General features: G+C 66.2%; 18 protein-coding genes, 1 tRNA gene and 1 pseudogene. 8 read left to right on the top strand and 12 right to left on the bottom strand.

Translation table 11 applies throughout. The features are described from left to right. Positions 1 to 124 precede the first annotated feature (124 nt). The 7 genes from GEV05_05945 to GEV05_05975 form a co-directional block, all read right to left on the bottom strand. Positions 125 to 2,479, bottom strand: coding sequence for a phenylalanine--tRNA ligase subunit beta (locus tag GEV05_05945; GenBank protein ID MPZ42934.1), 2,355 nt, complete (start codon positions 2,477 to 2,479; stop codon positions 125 to 127). A 59-nt stretch (positions 2,480 to 2,538) separates the two neighbouring features. After that, positions 2,539 to 3,534, bottom strand: coding sequence for a phenylalanine--tRNA ligase subunit alpha (gene pheS, locus GEV05_05950; protein MPZ42935.1), 996 nt, complete (start codon positions 3,532 to 3,534; stop codon positions 2,539 to 2,541). Positions 3,535 to 3,732: 198 nt separating this feature from the next. After that, entirely contained in the window at positions 3,733 to 4,110 is a 378-nt protein-coding gene (gene rplT, locus GEV05_05955; protein ID MPZ42936.1) for a 50S ribosomal protein L20, read from the bottom strand. Positions 4,111 to 4,122: 12 nt separating this feature from the next. Next, entirely contained in the window at positions 4,123 to 4,320 is a 198-nt protein-coding gene (gene rpmI, locus GEV05_05960; protein MPZ42937.1) for a 50S ribosomal protein L35, read from the bottom strand. A 142-nt stretch (positions 4,321 to 4,462) separates the two neighbouring features. Next, on the bottom strand, positions 4,463 to 5,053 hold the full coding sequence (infC, locus tag GEV05_05965; protein ID MPZ42938.1) for a translation initiation factor IF-3: 591 nt from the start codon (positions 5,051 to 5,053) through the stop codon (positions 4,463 to 4,465). Between the two features lie 21 nt (positions 5,054 to 5,074). Further along, positions 5,075 to 6,994 carry a threonine--tRNA ligase gene (gene thrS, locus GEV05_05970; protein MPZ42939.1) on the bottom strand — a complete coding sequence of 640 codons (1,920 nt, stop codon included), beginning with the start codon at positions 6,992 to 6,994 and terminating at the stop codon, positions 5,075 to 5,077. Between the two features lie 153 nt (positions 6,995 to 7,147). Continuing rightward, positions 7,148 to 7,224, bottom strand: a tRNA-Val gene (locus GEV05_05975). Positions 7,225 to 7,354: 130 nt separating this feature from the next. On the opposite strand from GEV05_05975, the gene GEV05_05980 reads away from it, so the two are divergent. Next, complete coding sequence (locus GEV05_05980) at positions 7,355 to 7,642, top strand: DUF1330 domain-containing protein (GenBank protein MPZ42940.1); 288 nt, start codon at positions 7,355 to 7,357, stop codon at positions 7,640 to 7,642. A 151-nt stretch (positions 7,643 to 7,793) separates the two neighbouring features. On the opposite strand, the gene GEV05_05985 is transcribed toward GEV05_05980, so the two are convergent. After that, positions 7,794 to 9,983, bottom strand: a complete 2,190-nt coding sequence (locus GEV05_05985) for a RelA/SpoT family protein (GenBank protein MPZ42941.1) — start codon at positions 9,981 to 9,983, stop codon at positions 7,794 to 7,796. After that, positions 9,976 to 10,689, bottom strand: a complete 714-nt coding sequence (locus GEV05_05990) for a zinc ribbon domain-containing protein (GenBank protein ID MPZ42942.1) — start codon at positions 10,687 to 10,689, stop codon at positions 9,976 to 9,978. Before GEV05_05990 ends, GEV05_05985 begins: the two co-directional genes overlap by 8 nt. A 213-nt stretch (positions 10,690 to 10,902) precedes the next feature. Between GEV05_05990 and tag the strand changes: the two genes are divergently transcribed. Next, the gene (tag, locus tag GEV05_05995; GenBank protein ID MPZ42943.1) at positions 10,903 to 11,550 is read left to right on the top strand and encodes a DNA-3-methyladenine glycosylase I; all 648 of its coding nucleotides are present in this window, start codon (positions 10,903 to 10,905) and stop codon (positions 11,548 to 11,550) included. Here tag and GEV05_06000 read toward each other — a convergent pair. Beyond that, complete coding sequence (locus tag GEV05_06000) at positions 11,492 to 13,852, bottom strand: DNA internalization-related competence protein ComEC/Rec2 (protein ID MPZ42944.1); 2,361 nt, start codon at positions 13,850 to 13,852, stop codon at positions 11,492 to 11,494. The genes tag and GEV05_06000 overlap by 59 nt on opposite strands. Before the next feature lie 297 nt (positions 13,853 to 14,149). On the opposite strand from GEV05_06000, the pseudogene GEV05_06005 reads away from it, so the two are divergent. Further along, a pseudogene (locus GEV05_06005) lies at positions 14,150 to 14,254 on the top strand (DNA-3-methyladenine glycosylase 2 family protein). Positions 14,255 to 14,893: 639 nt separating this feature from the next. Further along, positions 14,894 to 15,826, top strand: a complete 933-nt coding sequence (locus GEV05_06010) for a fumarylacetoacetate hydrolase (protein MPZ42945.1) — start codon at positions 14,894 to 14,896, stop codon at positions 15,824 to 15,826. A 10-nt stretch (positions 15,827 to 15,836) separates the two neighbouring features. On the opposite strand, the gene lolD is transcribed toward GEV05_06010, so the two are convergent. Together lolD and GEV05_06020 are read right to left on the bottom strand one after the other, a co-directional pair. After that, positions 15,837 to 16,547: a lipoprotein-releasing ABC transporter ATP-binding protein LolD gene (lolD, locus tag GEV05_06015; protein ID MPZ42946.1), complete on the bottom strand. Its 711-nt coding sequence runs from the start codon at positions 16,545 to 16,547 to the stop codon at positions 15,837 to 15,839. Then, positions 16,540 to 17,784, bottom strand: coding sequence for a lipoprotein-releasing ABC transporter permease subunit (locus GEV05_06020; GenBank protein ID MPZ42947.1), 1,245 nt, complete (start codon positions 17,782 to 17,784; stop codon positions 16,540 to 16,542). The genes lolD and GEV05_06020 overlap by 8 nt, the downstream gene beginning before the upstream one ends. Before the next feature lie 255 nt (positions 17,785 to 18,039). Between GEV05_06020 and GEV05_06025 the strand changes: the two genes are divergently transcribed. The 4 genes from GEV05_06025 (at position 18,040) to lysS (ending at position 23,512) form a co-directional block, all read left to right on the top strand. Further along, complete coding sequence (locus GEV05_06025; protein ID MPZ42948.1) at positions 18,040 to 19,005, top strand: hypothetical protein; 966 nt, start codon at positions 18,040 to 18,042, stop codon at positions 19,003 to 19,005. Further along, a complete protein-coding gene (gene recJ / locus GEV05_06030; protein ID MPZ42949.1) occupies positions 18,998 to 20,695 on the top strand; it encodes a single-stranded-DNA-specific exonuclease RecJ in 1,698 nt (565 codons plus the stop codon). Before GEV05_06025 ends, recJ begins: the two co-directional genes overlap by 8 nt. Positions 20,696 to 20,839: 144 nt before the next feature. Next, positions 20,840 to 21,944, top strand: a protein-coding gene (prfB, locus tag GEV05_06035; GenBank protein MPZ42950.1) for a peptide chain release factor 2 whose coding sequence is annotated in 2 segments (ribosomal slippage) — positions 20,840 to 20,920 and positions 20,922 to 21,944 — 1,104 coding nt in all. Because the reading frame shifts where the segments join, the coding sequence is not laid out codon by codon here. Between the two features lie 59 nt (positions 21,945 to 22,003). Beyond that, positions 22,004 to 23,512 (top strand): lysine--tRNA ligase, encoded by a 1,509-nt coding sequence (lysS, locus tag GEV05_06040; GenBank protein ID MPZ42951.1) that lies wholly within the window; start codon positions 22,004 to 22,006, stop codon positions 23,510 to 23,512. Positions 23,513 to 23,554: the final 42 nt, after the last annotated feature.

Genomic DNA, 23,554 nt, shown 5'->3' on the forward strand with positions numbered 1-23,554 from the left:
CGTGGCTGTCACCCATCCCGGTGTCGGAGTGGATGGCGGTGAAGTTCAGGCCAGAATGCATTTTTCCCCGCTCTCCCTAGCGCTACGTTCTTCAAAGAGCTACGAGCAATAGTTAACAACTTCGTTAACTTCGAAGCACAGCCCCATGTTTTTGTTGGAGAACCTTGACGATATGCCGCATCTGGTCATCGACTTCCGCATCCGTCAAAGTTTTTTCAGTATCTTGCAATAACACTCGGAAAGCAAGACTTTTTCTACCCTCGAGAATGCCTTCTCCAGCATACACGTCGAACAGCGTGACGGCACTCACCAGAGGCCTTCCCGCGTCGACAATCGCGCGCTGCAGGAGCGCTGCCGAAAGCGTTTCATCCACGACCAGCGCCATATCCCGACGCACCGGCTGCAAGCGTGACAGGGGACGATACGCGGGGAGCGAACGCGCGCAGATCGCATTCAGATCGAGCTCGAAGCCGACGCTTGCCGCGGGCAGCTCGTACTTCTGCTGCCAGCCGGGATGCAGCGCACCGATCCAGCCGACCGGCTCGGCGCCGAGCAGCACGCGGGCGCATTGCCCGGGATGGAATGCCGGATGCTGCGCGGGCTCGAAGCGCAAGCTCTCATGAGCGATCACGGCCTCGAGATCGGCTCGGATGTCGAAAAAATCGACCTCGCGGCTGCGTTCGCCCCACTGTTCCGGATGTGCGTTGCCGTAGCAAAGCCCTGCCAGGCGCTCACTTTGCCGCAAGCCGGCACCGTCGCGCTCGAAGCAGGTCGCGACCTCGAATACGCGGATACGCTCCTGCTTGCGGGCGATATTGAATCGTACGCACTCGACCAGGCTGCCGAGCAAGGTACTGCGCATGACGCTCATCGGGCTCGCGATCGGATTCAGCACGGCGACGGGTTCGGCGGCTGCGGCGAAATCGGCCTCGAGCTGACGGCCGACGAAGCTGAAAGTCACCACTTCGAAGTAATCGCGCGCCGCGAGCGCGCGCTTGACGGCGCGAGTGGGCACCGCCCGCTCGGGCACCGGCAGCATCGGAGCCGACGCAACCGGCAGCGTCGGGGGAATGTTCTCGTAGCCGTGAACCCGGGCGATCTCCTCGATCAGGTCTTCCTCGATCTCGATGTCGAAGCGGTGGCTCGGCGCGGTCACCTGGAGCGTTCCGGCTTCTGGCGCGACTCCGAGTCCCAGACGCCGCAGAATCTCTTCGATGCGTGCCGCACCAAGCTCGATGCCAAGCACGCGCTGAACGCGCTCGGTACGCAGCTTCACCGCGTTTCGCGCCGGCAGCGTTCCCAGCGCCTCGGTCACCGGGCCCGCCTCACCGCCGCAGATCTCCAAAATCAATGCGGCTGCGCGTTCGATGGCGTCGCGCGCGAGCTCGAAATCCACCCCGCGCTCGAAGCGGTGCGCGGCATCGCTCGCGATCTCCAGGCCGCGCGAAGCCATCGCCACGGTGGCCGGATCGAAGTAGGCGCTTTCGAGGAAGACCGCGCGGGTGGCATCGGACACCCCGCTCGCCTCGCCTCCCATCACGCCGGCCAGGGCGAGCGCCTTGTGCTCGTCCGCGATCACCAGGTGCGCGGGGTCGAGCGCGATGTCGCGGCCGTCGAGCAGCTTCATCCACTCCCCGGGGCGGGCGAGCCGCACGTGGATGCCGCCCTGCAGCTGCGCCAGGTCGAAGGCGTGCAACGGTTGCCCGAGCTCGAGCATCACGTAGTTCGTGACATCGACGATGGCGGAGATCGGGCGCAAGCCGCAGCGTTCCAGCCGGCGGCGCAGCCACCCGGGACTCTGGGCGCGGGGGTTTACCGCTGCCATCACGCGGCCGCAATAGCGCGGACACGCCGGGCCTGCTTCGAGCTGCACCGTGCGTTCATCGGACAGCGTGGTGGGTGCGGTAAGGATTTCGGGCGATCGGAAGGGCTTGCCGGTCAATGCCGCGACCTCACGCGCGAGGCCGAGGATGCTCAGGCAGTCGCCGCGATTGGGCGTGAGCTTGAGCGTGAAGAGCCAGTCGTCGAGATCGAGGTGCTCTCGCACGTCCGCCCCGAGGGCGGCCTGCACGTCGAGCTCGAGCACGCCGCTATGGTCATCGCCCAGGCCCAGCTCGCGCGCCGAGCACAGCATGCCGGAGGATTCCACGCCACGCACCTGCACGCGCTCGACTGCCAGTGCGGGCAAGCGGGCGCCCGCGCGCGCGCAGGCAACGCGCATTCCGGATCGAACGTTCGGCGCACCGCAAACGACCTGCAGGGTCTCCGTGCCGGTATCGACGCGGCACACGCTCAACCGGTCGGCGGACGGATGGCGCTCGAGCGCGGCGACGTTCGCAACCACGACGCCGGAAAACGCCGGCGCGACCGGCTCGCGCACCTCGACTTCGAGGCCGGCCATCGTGAGCAGGTCCGCGAGCGCCTCGCTGGTGAGCCCCGGATCGATCAGGCTGCGCAGCCAGTTTTCTGAAAATTTCATGTCGCAAGCATTCGTATTCCACTCGGGACGTCCAGCTCTTGCCGCGCCCCGGACGGCGCTCAGGCGAACTGTCGCAGGAAGCGCAAATCGTTCTGGAAAAACAACCGCAGATCATCGACGCCGTAGCGCAACATCGCGAGCCGGTCGATGCCCATGCCGAAGGCGAATCCCTGGTGGCGTTCCGGATCGATGTTGCCGTGCCTCAGAACGTTCGGATGCACCATGCCGCAGCCACCGATCTCGAGCCAGCCCTCGCCGAAGCTCATGTCGATTTCGGCCGAGGGCTCGGTGAACGGGAAGAACGAGGGGCGAAAGCGCACGCGCAAGTCGGTCCGCTCGAAAAAGCGCTGCAGGAACTCGATCGCCACGCCCTTGAGATTCGCCAGCGTGACGTGCTCGTCGACCCATAGGCCCTCGACCTGGTGGAACATCGGCGAGTGGGTCGCATCCGAATCGGACCGGTACACGCGCCCCGGCGCAAGCACGCGCAGCGGCGGCTCGTGCGAGCGCATGTAGTGGATCTGGATGGGCGACGTGTGGGTGCGCAGCAGATGCTTGCCGCCCTCCACGTAGAAGGTGTCGTGCATCGAGCGCGCCGGATGATTCTCCGGCATGTTGAGCGCCGTGAAGTTGTAGAAGTCGGATTCGATCTCCGGCCCTTCGGCAACCTCGAACCCCATCGAGCGGAACAGCGCCTCGATGCGCAGCCGCACGCGCGTGATCGGGTGCAGCCCCCCGCGCCCGGCACCGCGCCCGGGCAAGGTCACGTCGATCGCTTCCTCGCGCAGCTTCCTTTCCAGCGCCTGATGGCGCAGGCGCGCACGCTGTTCATCGAGCGAGCGCTCGATGCGCGTCTTGGCCTCGTTGATGCGGCTGCCGGCTTCGCGCCGCTCATCGGGGGCGAGCTTGCCGAGACCTTTCAGCAGCTCGGTGAGCGCGCCGGTGCGCCCGAGGTAGCGCGCCTTGGCGTTCTCGAGCGATGCCGCGTCGGTGGCCGAGGCGAACCGGGCCTCGGCTTCGGCAACTAGGGCATCGATGGAATCGACATCGGACATGGTGCTGCGATTGTCCCTGATCGCAACGATCTAATGAAATCAAGCGTTCCCGGCGGTGTCCTGGTCGACGTCATCCCCGTGAAAACGGGGATCCAGAAATCGTCCACCGTCCTGGACTCCCGCCTGCGCGGGAGTGACGACAGGCGGGATGACCAGGCGCAAGCCGGCAACGAGCCGAGGAGCGCTCGGCGAAAGTCGCTACGCTGGCGCGGCGGGCTGCGCGGGCAAGCTCGCTTTCGCCGACTGCGCGAGCTTGGTAAACGCCGCCGGATCGTGCACCGCGAGATCGGCCAGCACCCGCCGGTCGACGTCGATCGCCGCGCGCTTCAACCCGTTCATGAACGTGCTGTAGGTCAGTCCCGCCTCGCGCGCCGCGGCGTTGATGCGGGCGATCCAGAGGCTACGGAACTGGCGCTTGCGCTGGCGCCGGTCGCGATACTGATACTGGCCGGCTTTCATCACGGCCTCGTTCGCGACCCGGAAGACGTTCTTGCGCCGGCCGCGGTAGCCCTTGGCCTGATTCAGAACCTTCTTGTGGCTGGCTCGGCTGGTGACGCCGCGCTTGACTCGTGGCATGGCGGCGTCTCCTTATGCGTACGGCAGCATCGCGCGCACCGACTTCTTGTCGGCGGCGTGGACCTCGGTGGTCCCGCGCAATTGACGCTTGCGCTTGGTGGACTTCTTGGTAAGGATGTGACGCAGGTACGCCTGGCTGCGCTTGACGCTGCCGCCCGCGCGCACCTTGAAGCGCTTGGCAGCGCCGCTCTTGGTCTTGAGTTTCGGCATGACGACTCCTGATTATGACATGGCGATCGGTGGCCCCGCGGAGCGTTGTGAACCGTCGGAGCGCTTGTGAACCGTCCACCACTTGTTATATGAGCGGGACCGATTTCCGTGTCCCGGCTCGCTTGCATCGGCCCGCGCCTTGTCAGGCGGGGGTCGGTTTCGATCGTGCCGCAGCTTGTTCCGGCGCCGGGTCCGCTTTCGCCACGGGCTTGGGCAATACTTTCTTGGGCGACAGCACCATGATCATCTGCCGGCCTTCCATCTTGGGAAACTGCTCCACCACCCCGTGGGGCTCGAGATCGTCGCGTATCCGCTGCAGCAAGCGGATGCCGAACTCCTGGTGCGCCATCTCCCGGCCGCGAAATCGCAGCGTCACTTTGGTCTTGTCACCCTCGTCGAGGAACCGGATCAGGTTTCGCAGCTTGATCTGATAGTCGCCCTCGTCCGTTCCCGGACGAAACTTCACTTCCTTGACGACGATCTGCTTCTGCTTGAGCTTGGCCTCGTGCCGCTTCTTGCTCTCGCGGTACTTGAACTTGCCGTAGTCCATCAGACGGCACACGGGCGGCGCTGCGCCTGGTGCGATTTCCACCAGATCGACCTCTGCCTGCTCGGCCATCTGTTGCGCGGTAGCGATCGGCACGACGCCGATCTGCTCTCCGTTGACCCCGATCAGCCGGACTTCCGACGACGTGATCTCGCTGTTGATCCTTGCCTCTCGTTCCTGTGCTATTGCGGTGACTCCTGTCGATTGCTATTCGGCCGTGCGGCTCCGGCTCGCGATCTCTGCCTGCAAGCGCGCGATCAATGCCGGCAACGGCATCGCGCCGAGATCCTCGCCCTTGCGATTGCGCACGGCCACCGTGGATGCGGCCCGCTCCTTCTCGCCGAGAATGAGCTGATAGGGCAGCTTCTGCAAACTATGCTCCCGGATCTTATAGTTAATTTTCTCGTTCCTCAAGTCGATGTGGACACGCAGACCGGCCTCGCGCAGGCGCCTTGTCACTTCCTCGGCGTACTGTGCCTGGGCGTCGGTGATGTTCATGACCACCAGTTGCACCGGTGCGAGCCAGAGCGGGAAGGCGCCGCCGCAATGCTCGATCAGCATGCCGATGAAGCGCTCGAGCGAGCCGAGGATCGCCCGATGCAGCATCACCGGGATGCGGCGGGTGTTGTCCTCGGCCACATATTCGGCCCCCAGCCGGCCCGGCATGGAGAAATCGACCTGGATGGTGCCGCACTGCCAGACGCGAGCCAGCGAGTCCCTGAGCGAGAACTCGACTTTCGGGCCGTAGAAGGCGCCCTCGCCCGGCAACCGCTCCCAGGCCACCTTGTGCTCGTCCAGAGCCTGGGCGAGCGCCGCTTCGGCCTTGTCCCAGGCGGCATCGTCGCCCACGCGCTTCTCCGGCCGGGTCGCCAGCCGGTAGACGATGTCGCCGAAGCCGAAATCGGCGTAGACCTCGATCAGCAGGCGGATGAACTCGGCCACCTCGTCCTGGATCTGGTCCTCGGTGCAGAAGATATGAGCGTCGTCCTGGGTGAAACCACGCACGCGCATGAGGCCATGCAGCGCACCGGAGGGCTCGTTGCGATGACAGGAGCCGAACTCGGCCAGGCGCAGCGGCAGATCGCGGTAGCTGTGCAGGCCGCTGTTGAAGATCTGGACGTGGCCCGGACAGTTCATCGGCTTCACGGCATAGTCGCGCTTCTCCGACTCGGTCGTGAACATGTGCTCGCGGTAGTTCTCCCAATGGCCCGAGCGCTCCCACAGCACCCGGTCCATCACCAGCGGGGTGCGCACTTCCTGGTAGCCGTGACGCCGCAAGACCTCCCGCAGGTACTGTTCGATGCCCTGCCACAGCGACCAGCCCTTCGGATGCCAGAACACCATCCCGGGCGCTTCCTCCTGCAGGTGGAAGAGATCCAGCTGGCGGCCAAGCCGCCGGTGATCGCGCTTCTCCGCCTCCTCCAGCCGATGCAGATAGGCGTCCTGGTCTTCCTTCTTCGCCCAGGCGGTGCCGTAGATCCGTTGCAGCATCTCGTTGCGGGAATCGCCTCGCCAGTAAGCGCCGGCGAGCTTCATGAGCTTGAAGACCTTGAGCCGCCCGGTGGAAGGCACGTGTGGTCCACGGCAGAGGTCGGTGAACTCGCCCTGGCCGTATAGCGATATCGGCTCGTTGGCCGGGATCGCGGCGATGATCTCGGCCTTGTAGTGCTCGCCGAGGTTGCGGAAATACGCAACCGCCTCGTCGCGCGGCATGAGCCTGCGCTCCACCTTGAGATCGCGCTTGGCGATCTCCTGCATGCGCTTCTCGATCGCCTGCAGGTCCTCGGGGGTGAAGGGCCGCTTGAACGAGAAGTCGTAGTAGAAGCCGTCCTCGATCACCGGACCGATGGTCACCTGGGCGTCGGGGAAGAGCTCCTTGACCGCGTGCGCGAGCAGGTGCGCGGTGGAGTGGCGCAGGATTTCCAGCCCGTCGGGGTCGCGATCGGTGACGATAGCGACCTCGGCATCGCGCTCGACGCGGTACGAGGTATCGACGATCTTGCCGTCGACGCGACCGGCCAGCGCGGCACGGGCGAGACCGGCACCGATGGATTGCGCGACTTCGCCCACGGTGAGGGGTGCGGGAAAGCTGCGGATCGAGCCGTCGGGCAGTCGGATGTCAGGCATTGGGAGGCTCCCCAGGGGGACAAAATGCGGACAAAAAAAAGCGCGGTCGAGCCGCACTTTCTTCCGTCACAAGCTCGACCGTATCAGCTTCGCTGCCCGATGCACGTTCGGCGATCCACGCACGCTATCCCTGGAAATTGACCGCGACCGATGTGGTAGGCGCGAGTGGACTCGAACCACTGACCCCCACCATGTCAAGGTGGTGCTCTAACCAGCTGAGCTACGCGCCTGCGAGCGCGGGATTGTAGCAAAAGCCCCCAACCATTCAAACCGCTTCCTGCGTGCGCGCATAGAATGGCAGGCTCGTCCCGCTCGAGCCCGCCTTATCGACCCAATCGAGCGCGAACTTGAGGAGCGAGCATGGCCGCATACGTGATTGCCGAAGTCGAGGTCACCGACCCGCAAGTATTCGAGCAGTACCGGCGCGAAGTGCCGGCCACGCTCGCCGCCTTCAATGGACGCTTCGTCGTGCGCGGCGGCGCGTGCGAAACCCTGGAAGGCGACTGGCAACCCAAGCGCCTGGTCGTGCTCGAGTTTCCCGATCGCACAGCAGCCAAGGCCTGGTGGAGTTCGCAAACCTACGCGGCGCCGAAGGCGCTGCGGCAACGCTCGGCGACGACGCAATTGCTGATCGTCGACGGCGTTTGAATGACAGCACCGCGGTGCTGCACGCCATCCTTCGGGCGTCTCCTGCGAGAAGGAGCCTCGTTGTTCCCTGAGAGCCGGGGAACCTGAAACTCTCCTCCTTTTCAAGCGGGTGCGGGCGCGACAATGTCGCGGACGGGGTGGTTCTCGTGGCTCAGCGCCGCCTGGCGCTCACCATTCCCGGCACCTGAGCGAGCAGCCCGAGCACGCGCGCAAGCTGCGCGGTATCGGCGACCTCGACCGTGAACCCCATGCGCGCATCGGTATCGCGCGATCCGGTGTTGGCCGCAAGAACATTGATGCGTTCGCGGGCGAGCGTATCCGACACGTCGCGCAGCAGCCCCGTGCGATCGGTCGCGTGCAGCTCGATGTCGACCGGGAAGGCGCCGCCGTCCGAGTCGCCCCACTGCGCGGCGATGAGACGCTCGGGCGGCATGGTGCGCAAGTTCACGCAACCTGCCCGATGGATGGTCACGCCGCGGCCACGAGTCACGAATCCCACGATCGCATCCGGCGGCGCCGGCTTGCAGCACTTGGCCGGCACGGTCAGCAACTTGTCGACGCCCACCACGAGGATGCCGCTGCCCCCTGGCGCAGCGCGCGACTTGTGTGTGACGAGCTCGGGGGCGCTCGGCTCGGCCGTGGCCGCTTCGGGCTCGCGCATGGCGGTCCGCATCTGGCGCGCGTTCACTTCGCCGCGTCCGACCGCCGCAAGAAATTCCGCCAGGCTCGCGAAGCCCGCGCGCTCGGCCACGGTTTCGAGCTTGAGCGCGGTCAACCCGAGCCGCTGCAGCTCCTTGTCCACCACCGCGCGGCCCTGCGCGATGGCCGCTTCCAGATTCTGCGCGTTGAACCACTGGCGCACTTTCACGCGCGCGCGATGGCTTGCGATGAAGCCGAGCGACGAATTCAACCAGTCGCGGCTCGGTCCACCCTGCTTGGCCGCGACGATCTCGACCGACTGGCCATGCACGAGCGGCGTGTGCAACGGCACCATGACGCCGTCGACCCGTGCGCCGCGGCAGCGATGGCCCAGATCGGTGTGCACGGCGTAGGCAAAGTCGACCGGCGTGGCGCCCTTGGGCAGGTCGATCACCTTCCCCAGCGGTGTGAGCACGTAAACCGTGTCGTCGAACAACCCCGCTTTGAAATGCTCGGCGAGCGAGCGGCCGTCGGCCAGTTCCTCCTTCCATTCGAGCATCTGCCGCAGCCAGGCCACCTTTTCGTCGTAGCGGCCGTCGCTGCGCGTGCCCTCCTTGTAGCGCCAATGCGCAGCGATGCCGAGCTCGGCCTGCTGGTGCATCTCGTAGGTGCGGATCTGCACCTCCAGCACCCGCTCGCCGGGACCGATCACCGCGGTGTGCAGCGAGCGGTAGTCGTTGCCCTTGGGCTTGGCGATGTAGTCATCGAATTCCTGCGGCAGCGGCGTCCACAGGCTCTGCACGATGCCGAGCACCGCGTAGCAGTCCTTCACGTCGCCCGCAAACACGCGCAGCGCATTGACGTCGTGCAAGTCCTCGAAGGCGAGCCGCTTGCGCTGCATCTTCTTGTAGATGCTGTAGATGTGCTTGGGCCGGCCGCTGATCTCGCAGGCGATGCCGGCGCGCGCGAGCTCGCTCGAGAGCTTGTCGCGCGCATCGTCGATGAAGCGGCTGCGCTCGACGCGCTTCTCGTCCAGCATGCGCGCGATGCGCTTGTAGAGCTCGGGTTCGGTGATACGGAAGGCCAGGTCCTCCAGCTCCCACTTGAGCTGCCAGACCCCCAGACGATTGGCGAGCGGCGCGAAAATGTCGAGCGAAAGGCGCGCGGCGGCCCGGCATTGCGCGTCGTCCCCGCCCCTGACGAGATAGCGCAGGCTTTGCGTGTGGCTCGCCAGCTCGAGCAGCACCACGCGAAAATCCTGCACCATGGCGAGCAGCATCTTGCGCAGTCCCTCGAGCTGCGCGTCGGCCTGCGTGCCGGGTGGCACCGCGACGCCGAGGTGTTCGATCTGCGCCATGCGCGCAGCTCCCTCGACCAAGGCGAGCACCTCGGCACCGACTTTCTCGCGCATGCGCTCGCGCACTCGTGCAGCCGCAGGCGGCAAATCGATCAGCAGAGCGGCCGCGACCGACTCGTGATCCATCGGCATGCCTGCGAGCATTGCTGCCGTCCCGAGCGCGTGTTCGAGCGTACCCTCGCCGCTCGGGCGCGTGCGCTCGGCCAGCTCAGCCCGCGCGATGGCGAGCGCGCGCTCGATGACGCGCTGCGCGTCGGCGCCGTAGCGCGCGCCGAATTGGGCAAGCCACGCTTGCCGATCGTGCAGCGAAAACTCGGCCGTTGTCTGCAGATTTGCTTCAACCACCGCCTGCTCCGTGCTTCAAGCCACCATACTGACGGTACAACAGAGCCGCGCCCCAGGCCAGCCCGGCCACGAGCAGCAGCGTCCCTAGCCGGTCCGCGCCCAGCGCGAGCGCGCGCTCATGCTCGATAAGACCGAGATCGAGCAAAATGTTCTCCCAATCGTGCATGCCCGGGCGGTCGCGGCCGGTGCCCCCGCCCAGCAGCATGAGGTCGAGATCGCGCGCGTCGTTGATGTACGGAGCGACATCCATGACGCTTTGGCCCAGCCACCACAGGGCGATGGATGCGCCGAACGCATCGCGGGTCTTCAGCAACAGGACAATGCCCGCGATGGCCGGCATGAGCAGCTGTCCCAAGGTGCCGCCCAGCACCATCATGAAGTGGCCGAACGGCATGAAGACGACGTGCCCCGCCTCGTGGAAGACGAGGTTGACGCGGTGCAGGAACGATTCGCCGATCTCGTTGCTGCGAAGGTCGAGCGAAATGAAATAGATGCCCCAGACGAGGAAAGCCACGTAGAGCGCGCAACGGCCGTAGAAGGCAATCGGATCGACCCGCTCCGTTGCCGGCAGGAAAATCGCCGCAAGCGACGGCGAATCGGACTCCGCCTCGGACTCGAGCTCGCTCGAAGCGCTGCGCGGGATCCGCTCCTGACCGAGAACGCGCTGCGCCCATTTAGCGAAAACCAGCCCGCACGAGGAACACACCGCCTGCGCGTTCGCTCCCGACGCCCTCGGCTGACCGCACTTGGGACATTTCAGCACCATCGCTCCAATTCTATTGAATCCGCATTGGATGACTATCCAATGCGGACACGACGCTCCCCTCTCCCCTCGGGAGAGGGGCGGGGGGGTGAGGGCCGAGCGGTGCCGCTAGCAGCACCGAGCTCGATATCGCCCGCATCCACCGTACAATGCATCATGGCCGATCCGACCCGCTGCGCCTGGGCGCAAAAAAACGCGCAGCTCGGCGCCTACCACGACCGCGAGTGGGGCGTGCCGCTGTACGATTCGCGCAAACTGTTCGAGCTGCTGCTGCTCGAAGGCGCCCAGGCCGGCCTTTCCTGGGACACGATCCTCGCCAAGCGCGAAGGCTATCGGCGCGCGTTCGACTGCTTCGATCCGGAAAAGATGGCCCGTTACCGGCCCGCCAAGCTGAAGGCGCTCATGGCCGATGCCGGCATCGTGCGCAATCGCCTGAAGATCGAGGCAGCGGTCGCGAACGCGCGCGCCTATCTCGACTTGCGTGCCGCCGGAACGGACCTTTCCCGCCTGCTGTGGTCGTTCGTCGACGGCGTGCCGATCGACAATGCACGCAAGCGCACCGACCAGGTTCCGGTCACCACGCCCATATCGGACGCGATCAGCAAGGAGTTGAAGCGCCGCGGCTTCCGCTTCGTCGGCTCGACCACGATGTACGCCTTCATGCAGGCGGCGGGCCTCGTGAACGACCACCTGACGAGTTGCTTTCGCTATGCGGAGACCGGCGGGCGCGAAACGGGCGGCGGCGCTAGTCCCCTTCGGGCGCATCCTGCCAGTAGCGCCGGCGGCGCTCGCGCTCGGCCGTGATCTGCCAGCTCGGATCGGCGATCTCGAATTCGAGCGCGCCCTGGCGATCGGAGCGCAGGATCCGGCTGCCGATCTGCTGGTAGCGTTCGACGACTTCAGGCCGCGGATGGCGAAACCGGTTGCGATAGCCGGCGCTGAAGACCGCCACGTCGGGGTGCACGGTCGCGACGAATTCCGGCGTGGACGATGTGATGCTGCCGTGATGCGGTGCGACCAGGATTTCGGCACGGACCGATACGCCTCTGTGGAGCATCTCGTGCTCGGAGCGCGCCTCGATGTCGCCTGCGATCAGCACACGGGTCGCGCCAATCGTCATGCGCAGCACGCAGCTGCGGTCGTTGGCCTTCAGACGCAGCGCGTCGTGGCCGACCAGCGGATGCAGCATCTCGAACCGCACGCCGTCCCATTCCCAGCGCTGTCCCGCAAGGCAGGGCCCCGATTCGCGCGCAGCCGCATGCAGACCGTGATCGCCGGGCAGCGACGAAGCGAGCCATCCGACCGGCACGGCAGCCAATACCGAGGCCGCGCCGCCGGCGTGGTCGGCGTCTGCGTGCGACACGATCATGCCGTCCAGCCGCCGCACGCCGCTGGCGCGCAGGTAGGGCACGACGATGCGGATGCCGCTGTCGGCGTCCGGCGCATATGCGGGGCCCGCATCGTAGAGCAGCGCATGGCGATGCGTGCGGATGACGATCGCGAGCCCTTGTCCCACGTCCAGCACGATCATTCGCACCGACCCGGACGGCGGCGGTGGCGGCAGCACCAGGAACAGCGGCAACAGGCCGGCCGCGCCGATCCAGCGGGCGGGAAATCCGCGCGGCAGCAGGATCCATCCAATGCCGCACAAGGCCACTGCCACGCTCCAGGGCGGCGGCGCATGCTGCTGCCATACGCTTTCGGGCATTGCGGCCAGCCATTCCAGGCCGGCCATGGTGAGCGCCATCGCGGCATGGGCAAGCTGCAGGATGAAATCGAACGGCAGCGCGGCACCCAACAAAGCTGCCGGAACGACCACCAGGCTGATCGCCTGAATGGCGAAAGCATTGGCAGCCGGCGACACCAGCGAGATCTGTTGGAACATGGCGAGCAGCAGCGGCACGAGCCCTAGCGTAACGGCCCATTGAGTACGGGCCCAGGCCAGCGCCCAGTGCGGCGGACGCAACGAGCCCACGGCCACATAGAGAATTACCCCGACGGCGCCGAACGAAAGCCAGAATCCGGGCGCCATTACCGCCCACGGATCGAGCACAGTGACAACGAGCAGGGCAGCCGCGAGCACCGAGGCCGCCGACGAGATTTGCCCCAGCCAAAGCACTGCTGCCATGACGCCCAGCATGTACACCGTGCGCTGCGCCGGAATCGCGAAACCGGCGATCGCCGCATAGCCAACGGCCGCGACCAATCCGGCGAGCACCGCGGCGCGGCGCGCGGGCAGGCGCAACGCGAGCCACGCTACGTGCCGCCACAACGCATACACCAACATGAATGCGAGCGCTGCGATCATGGTCACGTGCAGGCCCGAGATGCTCATCAGGTGATTGACGCCGGTGCGCGTGAACACGGTCCATTGCGCGGCCGGGATCGCGTGCTGGTCGCCCATCACGAGCGCGGCAATCACGCCGGCATAGGGTTCGTCCTCGAGCCCGCGCAGAATCCGGCTACGAATGTGCTCGCGCAGGCGCTCGACGGCATAGGAAGGCGCCGCGACGAACTCGTCCAGCCGACGCGGCAGTTCCTGCACGCGCACATATCCGGTCGCGCGAATGCCGCGCTCCAGCAGCCAGGCCTCGTAGTCGAAGCCGTGTGGGTTCGCCGTGCCGTGCGGCCGTCGCAGGCGCAGACTGAACTGCCAGCGCTCGCCCGCACGCACCGCGGGCAACGCGACAGGGCCGTCGTCGCGCCGCCAGACGCCGTACCAGGAGACGAGCACGTGGCGCGGCACCACCGCGCCCGGCGTGAGCATCTGCTCCACGTCGAAGCGGAAACGAACGCCACGCTCGAACGGCTGCGGCAAGCCGGCAACGACCCCGACCACCCGCACGTCGCGCCCCTCCCAGGCGACCGGTAATTCCTCGGCGAGCCGGACATGGGCGCACCCTGCCGCCCAGAAGAAGCCCAGCGAGCCGGCGGCGAGACACAGCGCCACGCGATTCAGGACGCGCGGCGCAGCGCGCATCCGCTGCAGAATCGCCAGGACGAGCAGCGGCGCCGCGAGCCATCCTGCCAGCAAGGGCGGCGGCAAGTGCGGCTGGATCTGCAGCAGGGCCACGCCCGCCACGAATGCCACGGTCGGCAGGACCAATCGAGCGCCTCCGGAATCGCAGTCACGATAGCGGACCGCGACTCGAATCGCCCTCGGCCATTAGGCATAGCTCCACGGCACCACGCGACATACATCATCCCGATCGAGGCGCAGCAGATCGATCGTCGCAGTGCGCACCACGGCCGGCGCTACAATCGCTCGCTCCGGCCGACTGACCGTTCGTGATTCCACGCATACCTCATGAGCTCGCCGCGTTACTGGTCCACCGCGACTCGCGCCTTGGCAAGCTGCGATCCCGTGCTCGCGCGCCTGATCGAAAGTCATCGCGCCTTCCAGGTCGGCAGCCGCGGCGACGCCTTCCAGACGCTCGCGCGTGCCATCGTCGGCCAGCAGATCTCGGTGAAAGCGGCGCAAAGCGTCTGGGAACGATTCGTTGCCGCTGGGCATGATCCACGCCGAAAGCGGCCCTCATACCCCAGGCGACCCGGGCATGACCCACGCCGAATTCGTCGCGGCTTGGCGCGAAGGCAGGATCGCCGTCGCCATCGATTCGGCCGCTGCGGCCGCTTTCCTGTCGGCGCGCCTGCTGTTGCCCTTCGTCGCAATCGCGATCATCGGTGGCGGGATCGCGTTGGTGTTGTGTGGCTGGATCTGGACCGGCATCGCCGTCGGCGCGGCCGGCATCGTCGTGCCGAGACTGATCAAACGAGGCGCGCGCCGCTTCCTCCTCAACCAGATCGCGACCGATGCCGATCTGTACGCCGCCGGCGTCGCAGCCGGGATCATCGGCATCGAAGCCAACGACGACCCGGGCCGGCCGGCCTAGGCCGAACGCGGTAATGATGGTCCGGAAAGTGGCTGACAAGTCGCTTTCCGCAATGCGCTCCCCCTCCCTCCGGAGGTTGGGGATGAGGGAGCGAGCTGCAAGGCATTTGCCGGAAGCTCGCGAGCCTGGCGGCCATGCCGCGGTCGCGCAGACCGTCACGGATGGTTATCATGCCGCATGCCGGGCGACGGGGATGCCGCGCGCTCGGTGGTTCAGACCGCATCCGATCGTCATGCATACCGGAGGGGACCATCATGAAGATTCTCTACTTCGACGATTTCAAGCTGGGCATTCTCAAGGGCAACGACGTGGTCGACGTGAGCTCGGTGGTGCAGGACATCCCGCACGTCGGGCCGCACGATCTCATCAGCGGGCTGATCGAGCGTTTCGACGCCTACAAGGGCCGACTGGAGCAGGCGGTGGCGAAGGGCAGCGGCAAGCCGCTCGGCAGCGTGCGCATCCGTCCTCCGCTGCCGCGCCCGGTAACCATCGACTGCATGGCGGTCAACTACATGGAGGACGGCACCCGCTCGGAGCCGGCGCCGATCAACGCCTTCCACAAGGCGCCGAGCGCGATCATCGGCAATGGCGACACCATGGTACTGCCAGACGTGCCCGCCGCCTTGTTCGAAGGCGAGGCCGAGCTCGCAGTCGTGATCGGCAAGCGCGCCTCGAACGTGAAGCAGGCCGATGCAATGAAGTACGTGTTCGGCTACATGAACTTCATCGACGGCTCGGCGCGCGGGCTGCCGCCGAGCGGGAACACGTTCTACCAGATGAAGTCGCGCGACACCTTCGCCCCGATCGGTCCGTGCATCGTCACTGCGGACGAGGTGTCCGATCCGCACAAGCTGCAGATCCGGCTGTGGGTGAACGGGGAACTGAAGCAGAACTTCAACAGCGACGACATGGCCCACAAGATCCCGCGCTGCATCGAGTGGGTGACCTCCATCCATGCGCTGGAGCCGGGCGACATCCTGGCCACGGGTACCAACCACCGCGGCTTGAGCGGTTTCCAGAACGGCGACAAGATCGAGCTCGAGTGCGAAGGCATGGGGCGGCTCACCTTCAACGTGCGCGACGATTTGAAGCGCACCTGGTCGCGCGAGACGCGCCTCGATCGCCAGGAGAAGAAGCTGGAAGGATTAACGCCGCAGCTGACCGGGAAGTACGCAAAGAACGCCTGACGAACCTCGCCTAAGCCGGACGCAGCACCCCGTCCTCGAGGCGAAGGATGCGTCCGGTGCGCTCGGCGATCGACGCGTCGTGGGTCACGATCACGAGGCTCGCGCCGCTCGCGCGGTTCAAATCCAGCATGAGGCTGAACACCGATTGCGCAGTCTGACGGTCCAGATTCCCGGTCGGCTCGTCGGCCAGGATGCAGGCCGGGCGCGTAACCAGGGCCCGAGCCACCGCGCAACGCTGGCGCTCCCCGCCCGAAAGTTCGCCCGGCCGGTGTTCCAGCCGATGACCGAGGCCCACCTGCTCCAGCATCGAAGCCGCCTGCGCGCGCGCTTGCGACGGCGCCATGCGGCGGATGAGCAGCGGCATGGCCACGTTCTCCACCGCGGAGAATTCAGGCAGCAGGTGATGGAACTGGTAGACGAAGCCGAGCGAGCGGTTGCGCAGCTCCCCGCGTGCAGCCGCGCTGAGGCTCGAGAGCGCCTGGCCCAGCACCGAGATGTCGCCCCCGCTGGCATCGTCCAGCCCGCCGAGCAGATGCAGAAGCGTGCTCTTCCCCGAGCCCGATGCGCCGACGATCGCGACCGTTTCCGCGGCCGCGACCGACAGGTCCACGCCCAGCAGCACCGGTACCTGCAATCCGCCCTGGTGGTACGTCTTCCTCAAGCCCCGGCATTCGATCACCGGGGCTGCCGCAGCGATCGGCGGCGCCACCGCCTTATTCATAGCGCAGCGCCTCGGCCGGATTCACGCGCGCGGCACGCCAGCTCGGATAGAGCGTCGCGGCGAGCGTGAGCACCAGCGACACCGAGGCGATCACGGCCACGTCGGGCCATTGCAGGTCGGAAGGCAGATCGCTGATGTAGTACACGTCCTTGGCGAGGAAGCGGATGCCGAAGACCTGCTCGATGAAAGGCACGACGACATCGATGTTGAGTGCGAGCAGCACGCCCGCCGCCACGCCGACCAAGGTGCCGATCACACCCATCAGCGCCCCCTGCACCATGAAGATCTTCATCACGCTGCGCGGCGCCGCGCCGAGCGTGCGCAGGATGGCGATGTCGGCCTGCTTGTCGGTCACCGCCATCACCAGCGCCGAGACGATGTTGAACGTTGCCACCGCCACGATCAGCGTGAGGATGATGAACATCACGCGCTTCTCGATCTCGACCGCGCGAAAGAAGTTCGCATGGCTGCGCGTCCAGTCGGCGACGTAGGTCTCGCCCGGAAGATTCATGGCGAGCTCGCGCGCGACGCGCGGAGCCGCCATGAGATCGTCGAGTCGCAGCCGAACGCCCGACACCGCATCGCCCAGGCGATAGAGCCGCTGCGCATCTTCGATGTGGATGTAGGCGAGTCCGAAGTCGTACTCGTACATGCCGACTTCGAAGATGCCGACGACGCGAAACTGGCGCAGCCGCGGCAGGATGCCGGCCGGGGTCACCTGGCCTTGCGCAGCGATCAGCACCACCGTCTCGCCGGGGCGCACCGTCATCGCACGCGCAAGCTCGGCGCCGAGGACGATGCCGAACCCGCCCGGCTCGAGCGCGTCCAGGCTGCCGACTTTCATGTGCTTGCCGACCTCGGCCACCTTGAACTCGGCCGCCGGATCGATGCCGCGAATGACCGCGCCCTGCACGCTCGATCCGAACGAGAGCATCGACTGTGCCATCACGAACGGCGCGGCGGCAACCACGTCGGGGTGGCTTTGCGCCTGCTGCAGCACTTCGCGCCACGGCAACAGGCGATTGCCCACGCCGCTCACCTGCACGTGCGAGGCCACGCCGAGGATGCGCGCGCGCAGCTCCTTCTGGAACCCGTTCATGACCGACAGCACCACGATCAGCGCCATCACTCCCAGCGCGATGCCGAGCATCGAGATGAGCGCGATGACGGAGATGAAGTGATTGCGGCGCTTGGCCCGCGTATAGCGCAGGCCGATGAAAAGCTCGAAAGGCTGCAAGCTGGCGTGCCGGACGAAAGAGCACGGCAGTGTAACCGAGGATCGGCTGCTTGCGTAACGCGCAGGCCGTTGCCGAGCGCATGCTTGTCTTCCCTCTCCCTTCGGGAGAGGGATCGAGGGTGAGGGAAATTGGGCGTCGTGCTACGACTTCCCTCACCCCCAGCCCCTCTCCCGAAGGGAGAGGGGAGTTAGAACGTTGACGCTCGCAAGGTGCCCCCCTATAGTCGGGCGCCATGCCGCGGTCCGACGCCTGCCATGAAAATCGATTTCTTGATCGATGCCTGCTCGCAGCCGTCCGCTGCCGAGGCGCGGCACGCGACGCTGGAGCGTTTCATCGCGCGTGGCGACCCGATTCCGTTCGATGCCGCGGATCTCGAAGCGTGTCTGCAGGCGCTGTTCGACCTGCCGCGCGAGCGGGGGCTTCCGGCGGCGCCCTTGAGCCTGCTCGGCGATGGCATCGAACCGGGCGGCGATGAGTGGCTGCGGCTCGACCCGGTGCATCTGCGCGCCGACCGCTCCCGCCTGCTGCTCGTGCCGTTGCCGCCGGACGACGTCACGCCTGCCGAAGCCGAGATGCTGCAGGCGGCGCTCGAAGCGCATTTCGCGCAATCCGGCTTCCAGCTCGTATCGGGCGCGGCCGGGCGCTGGTACGTGCGCTCGCCCCGGCCGCTCGAGCTGCGAACGCAGCCGCCGCAGACGTGCGCCGGCGCACTCGACGAGCAGCATCTGCCTGCCGGCGCCGACGGCGCCGAATTCCGTCGCCTCGTGACCGAAGCGCAGATGCTGCTGCATGACCTGCCGATGAACGCAGCGCGCGAAGCGAGCGGCAAGCTTCCGATAACTGGCGTCTGGCCGTGGGGCAACGGCCGCATGCCCGCAATCGGACGCTCGCGCTACAGCCACGCCTACAGCGACGATCCGGTCGTGCGCGGGATCGCGCGCGCGAGCGGTGCGGAAGCCGCAACGTTGCCCGCCGACGCCACCGCATTGACGCACCTGCCGCCCGACGCAGCGTTGCTCGTGGTCTGCCCGGCAGCCGGCACGCCCCTCGCGGACATCGAGCGCAACTGGATCGGCCCGTTCGCAAAGCAGATCGAAGCAGGCGCGCTCGCCGAGTTACGCCTGCTGTTGCTCGGCTCGGGTCGCTCGATCGGGCGCGGCATCACGCGCCAGTGCCTGCGCCGCTGGTGGCGCCGCGCGAGGCCGCTTGCCCATGCCTAGCATCGTCACGCGCGAGTGCTGCCCGATCGCGACGGCGACGTTGCGCGAAGCCGGCATCGACCCGTTGCTCGCGCGCATCTATGCCGCGCGCGGCGTGCGCGAGCCGGCGGAAGTGCACTATCCGCTCAACGCGCTGCTGCCGGTCGATCAGCTGCTGAACGCGCGTGCGATGGCGCTCATCCTCGCCGACGCCATCGGTGCGGGTAAACGCCTGCTGATCGTCGCCGATTACGACGCCGACGGTGCCACGGCGTGCGCGGTGGGCTTGCGCGGATTGCGCGCGCTCGGTGCCCAGGCCGACTACCTGGTGCCGAATCGTTTCGAATATGGCTACGGCCTCACCCCGGAGATCGTGCGCCTGGCCGCCAGCCGCAACTCACCCGACATCATCATCACGGTCGACAACGGCATCGCCAGCGTCGACGGGGTTGCCGAGGCAGCGCGGCTCGGCATCGAGGTGCTGGTGACCGATCACCATCTGCCGGGCGCCGAGCTTCCCGCCGCACGCTGCATCGTCAATCCGAACCAGCCGGGCTGTGCGTTCCCGAGCAAGCACCTGGCCGGTGTGGGCGTCATGTTCTATGTGCTGGCCGCGCTGCGCGCCGAATTGCGCCGGCGCGGCGCATTTGCATCGCAACCGGAACCGAACCTGGCCAAGCTGCTCGACCTGGTGGCGCTCGGAACCGTGGCCGATGTCGTCGTCCTCGATACCAATAATCGCATCCTGGTGCATCACGGCTTGAAGCGCATCCGCGAAGGGCGCGCGCATGCAGGCATCAGGGCGCTCTACCAGGTCGCCGGACGGGACTTCCAACGCGCCGGTGCCTACGATCTCGGATTCCTCCTGGGCCCCCGTCTCAATGCAGCCGGACGGCTCACCGACATGCGCCTGGGCATCGAATGCTTGCTGAGCGACGATGAAACACAGGCTCTCCAGATGGCGCGCGAGCTGGACCGGCTCAATACCGAGCGGCGCTCGATCGAAGCTGATATGCATCAGAGCGCGCTCGACGAGCTGATCGACAGCGCCGTCGAAGACCGCTTCAGCCTTTGCCTTTACCGCGACGACTGGCATCAGGGCGTGGTCGGCATCCTCGCCTCGCGCTTGAAGGAGCGCTTTCACCGCCCTGCCATCGCCTTCGCGCGCGGTGCCGACGGCACGCTCAAGGGTTCGGGACGCTCGATCGCCGGGCTGCATCTGCGCGATGCGCTCGATCTGGTGTCGAAGCGCGCACCGGCACTCATCCTGCGCTTCGGCGGACATGCCGCGGCCGCCGGGCTCACGATCGCGGAGCGCGATCTGGCGAGCTTCAGCGCGGCCTTCGAGGCCGTCTGCCGCGAGCGCCTTGCCGCGTCCGATCTCGCGCAAACCATCCAGACCGACGGCATGCTGGCAACCGGGGAGCTCGCGCTCGCTTCGGCGCTGACGCTCACCCGGGAGGTATGGGGCCAGGGTTTCGCCCCGCCGCTCTTTCATGGCGAGTTCGTGGTGCGAAGCCAACGCGTGGCGGCACAGAAGCATTCGCGCCTGGTGTTCGAAGGACCCGGGCGAGGGATCGATGCGATCCTGTTCGGCTTCGCCGAGCCGCTGCCGCAGCGGCTGCATGCGGTCTATCGGCTCGGCATCGACGAGCTCAACGGGGCGCGCCGTGTGCAGCTCACCATCGAGCATTGGCAGCCCGCGGACTGAATCGCGGCGCCGCCTGCGGTATACTCGCCGACTGAGTGAAGTGTGAAGGGTGAATGAGCGAAACGTGACGGAGCCTCCCTTCACGCTTCACTTTTCACTTTTCACTCATCTGCGCCATTGCCCCGGACTTCTGCCTGCTGACCCATGGAACCCGAGCGCGTCAACGCCATCGCTTCGCACATCCAGGACCTCTCCCGCCGAGCGGGCGAGCTGCGGAGGTATCTTTGACTTCGATACCAAGCGCAAGCGCCTGGCCGAAGTCAGCGCGCTGATCGAAGACCCGGCGATCTGGTCCGATCGCCAGCGCGCCCAGGATCTGGGCAAGGAACGCAAAGTCCTGGAAGACACCGTCGGCTCGCTCGAGCGCATTGATGCGAGCCTGCGCGATGCCGAAGAGCTGTACGAGCTCGCGCGCGCCGAGGACGACGATGCGACCCTCGGCGCCGTCGATCGAGATCTGGACAGTGTCGGCGCTACGGTCGAGAACATGGAATTCCGCCGCATGTTCTCCCATCCGATGGACCCGAACAACTGCTTCCTCGACATTCAGGCCGGCAGCGGCGGCACCGAGGCGCAGGACTGGGCGCAGATGCTGGAACGCATGTACCTGCGCTACTGCGAGCGCAAGGGCTTGTCGGTCGAAGTGCTGGAAGAGTCGCCGGGCGAAGTCGCCGGCATCAAGAGTGCGTCGCTGAAGGTGAGCGGCGATTATGCCTACGGCACGCTGCGCACCGAGACGGGTGTCCACCGCCTGGTGCGCAAGTCGCCCTTCGACGCCAACGCGCGCCGCCACACCTCGTTCGCCAGCGTGTTCGCGTATCCGGAAGTCGACGAGACCATCGAAGTCGAAATCAATCCGGCGGATCTCAGGGTGGACACCTTCCGCGCCTCGGGCGCCGGCGGCCAGCACGTCAACAAGACCGATTCGGCCATCCGCATCACGCACCTGCCGACCAACATCGTCGTCCAGTGCCAGAACGACCGCTCGCAGCATCGCAACCGGGCCGAAGCGATGGCGATGCTCAAGTCGCGCCTGTACGAGCTCGAGCTGCGCAAGCGCAACGAGGAGCGCCAGGCCATGGAGGACGCCAAGACCGACATCGCCTGGGGCCACCAGATCCGCTCGTACGTGCTCGATCAGTCGCGCATCAAGGATCTGCGCACGAATGTCGAGATCGGCAACACCCAGGCCGTGCTCGACGGCGAGCTCGATGTCTTCATCGAGGCCAGCCTGAAGCAGGGCGTCTAGACCTGAGCCGCGCCGGCCGTACGCGACAATTCGTAATGAACAACTCCGCGAGATCATCGATGCCAACCGAACACCCCCCCCAGGACGAAAACCACGTCATCGCGGAGCGGCGCGCAAAGCTGAAGAGCTTGCGCGAGGCCGGCTTGGCCTATCCCAACGACTTCGTGCGCAATCATCTCGCTGTCGATCTGCTCGAGAAGTACGGCAACTACGATCGCGACAGCCTCGATCTGAATCCGGTCGAAGTTCAGGTTGCCGGCCGACTGATGCTGCGCCGGACCATGGGCAAACTCTCCTTTGGCGATCTGCAGGACATGAGCGGCACGATCCAGGTCTTCGTCGCCGACAATTTCCCCGGCAAGGCAGAGCACGAATGCTTCAAAAAGCAGGTCGATATCGGGGACATCGTCGGCATCGATGGGGTGCTGTTCAAGACGCAAAAGGGCGAGCTCACGGTGCGGGTGCGCAAGCTTCGTCTACTGGCAAAGTGCCTGCGGCCGCTGCCGGAGAAGTGGCACGGGCTCTCGGACCAGGAGACGCGCTATCGGAGCCGTCACCTGGACCTCATCACCAACGATGATTCGCGCCTGCGCTTCGTGCAGCGCTCACGCGCGATCCAGGCCGTGCGCCAGTACCTGCTCGACCGGCGTTATCTGGAGGTCGAAACGCCGATGATGCAGCCGATCCCGGGCGGCGCGGCGGCGCGTCCGTTCGTCACGCACCACAATGCGCTCGACATGGAGCTGTACCTGCGCATCGCGCCCGAGCTGTATCTCAAGCGCCTGGTGGTCGGCGGCTACGAGAAGGTGTTCGAGATCAACCGCAATTTCCGCAACGAAGGCATCTCGACCCGGCACAACCCCGAATTCACGATGCTCGAGTTCTATTGCGCCTATCGCGACTATCGCTACCTGATGGCGTTCACCGAGGAAATGTTCCGTTACGTCGCGCAAAGCGTGCTTGGGACGAGCGCTTTCCAGTACCAGGGGCGCGAGATCGATTTCGCCAAGCCGTTCGACCGCTTGACCGTGACGGGCGCCATCCGCAAATATCATCCCGAATATCCCGAGGCGCAGCTCGCGCAGCGGGAATTCCTGCTCGCGGAGCTGCAGAAGATCGGCGCTGCGCACCGGCCCACGGACGGCGTCGGCGGTCTGCAGTTGAGCCTGTTCGAGGCAAGAGCCGAGGAATTCCTGTTCGAGCCCACCTTCATCATCGACTATCCGGCCGAGGCCTCGCCGCTCGCGCGCCGCTCGGACAAGCATCCGGAGTCGACCGAGCGCTTCGAGCTCTACATCGCGGGGCGCGAGATCGCCAACGGCTTCTCGGAGCTGAACGATCCCGAGGACCAGGCCGAGCGATTTCGCGAACAGGCGCGGCAGAAGGCCGCGGGCGACCACGAGGCGATGCATTACGACGCTGACTACATTCGCGCCCTCGAATACGGGCTGCCACCGACCGCCGGCGAAGGGGTGGGAATCGACCGGCTGGTGATGCTGCTCACCGATACGCCGAGTATCCGCGATGTGATCCTGTTTCCGCTGCTGCGTTCCGAGGACGCCGGATGAACGACGCTACGTTCTGAACGATGTTGCGTCATGAATGATGTT

The organism is Betaproteobacteria bacterium, assembly GCA_009377585.1.
GTDB lineage: Bacteria > Pseudomonadota > Gammaproteobacteria > Burkholderiales > WYBJ01 > WYBJ01.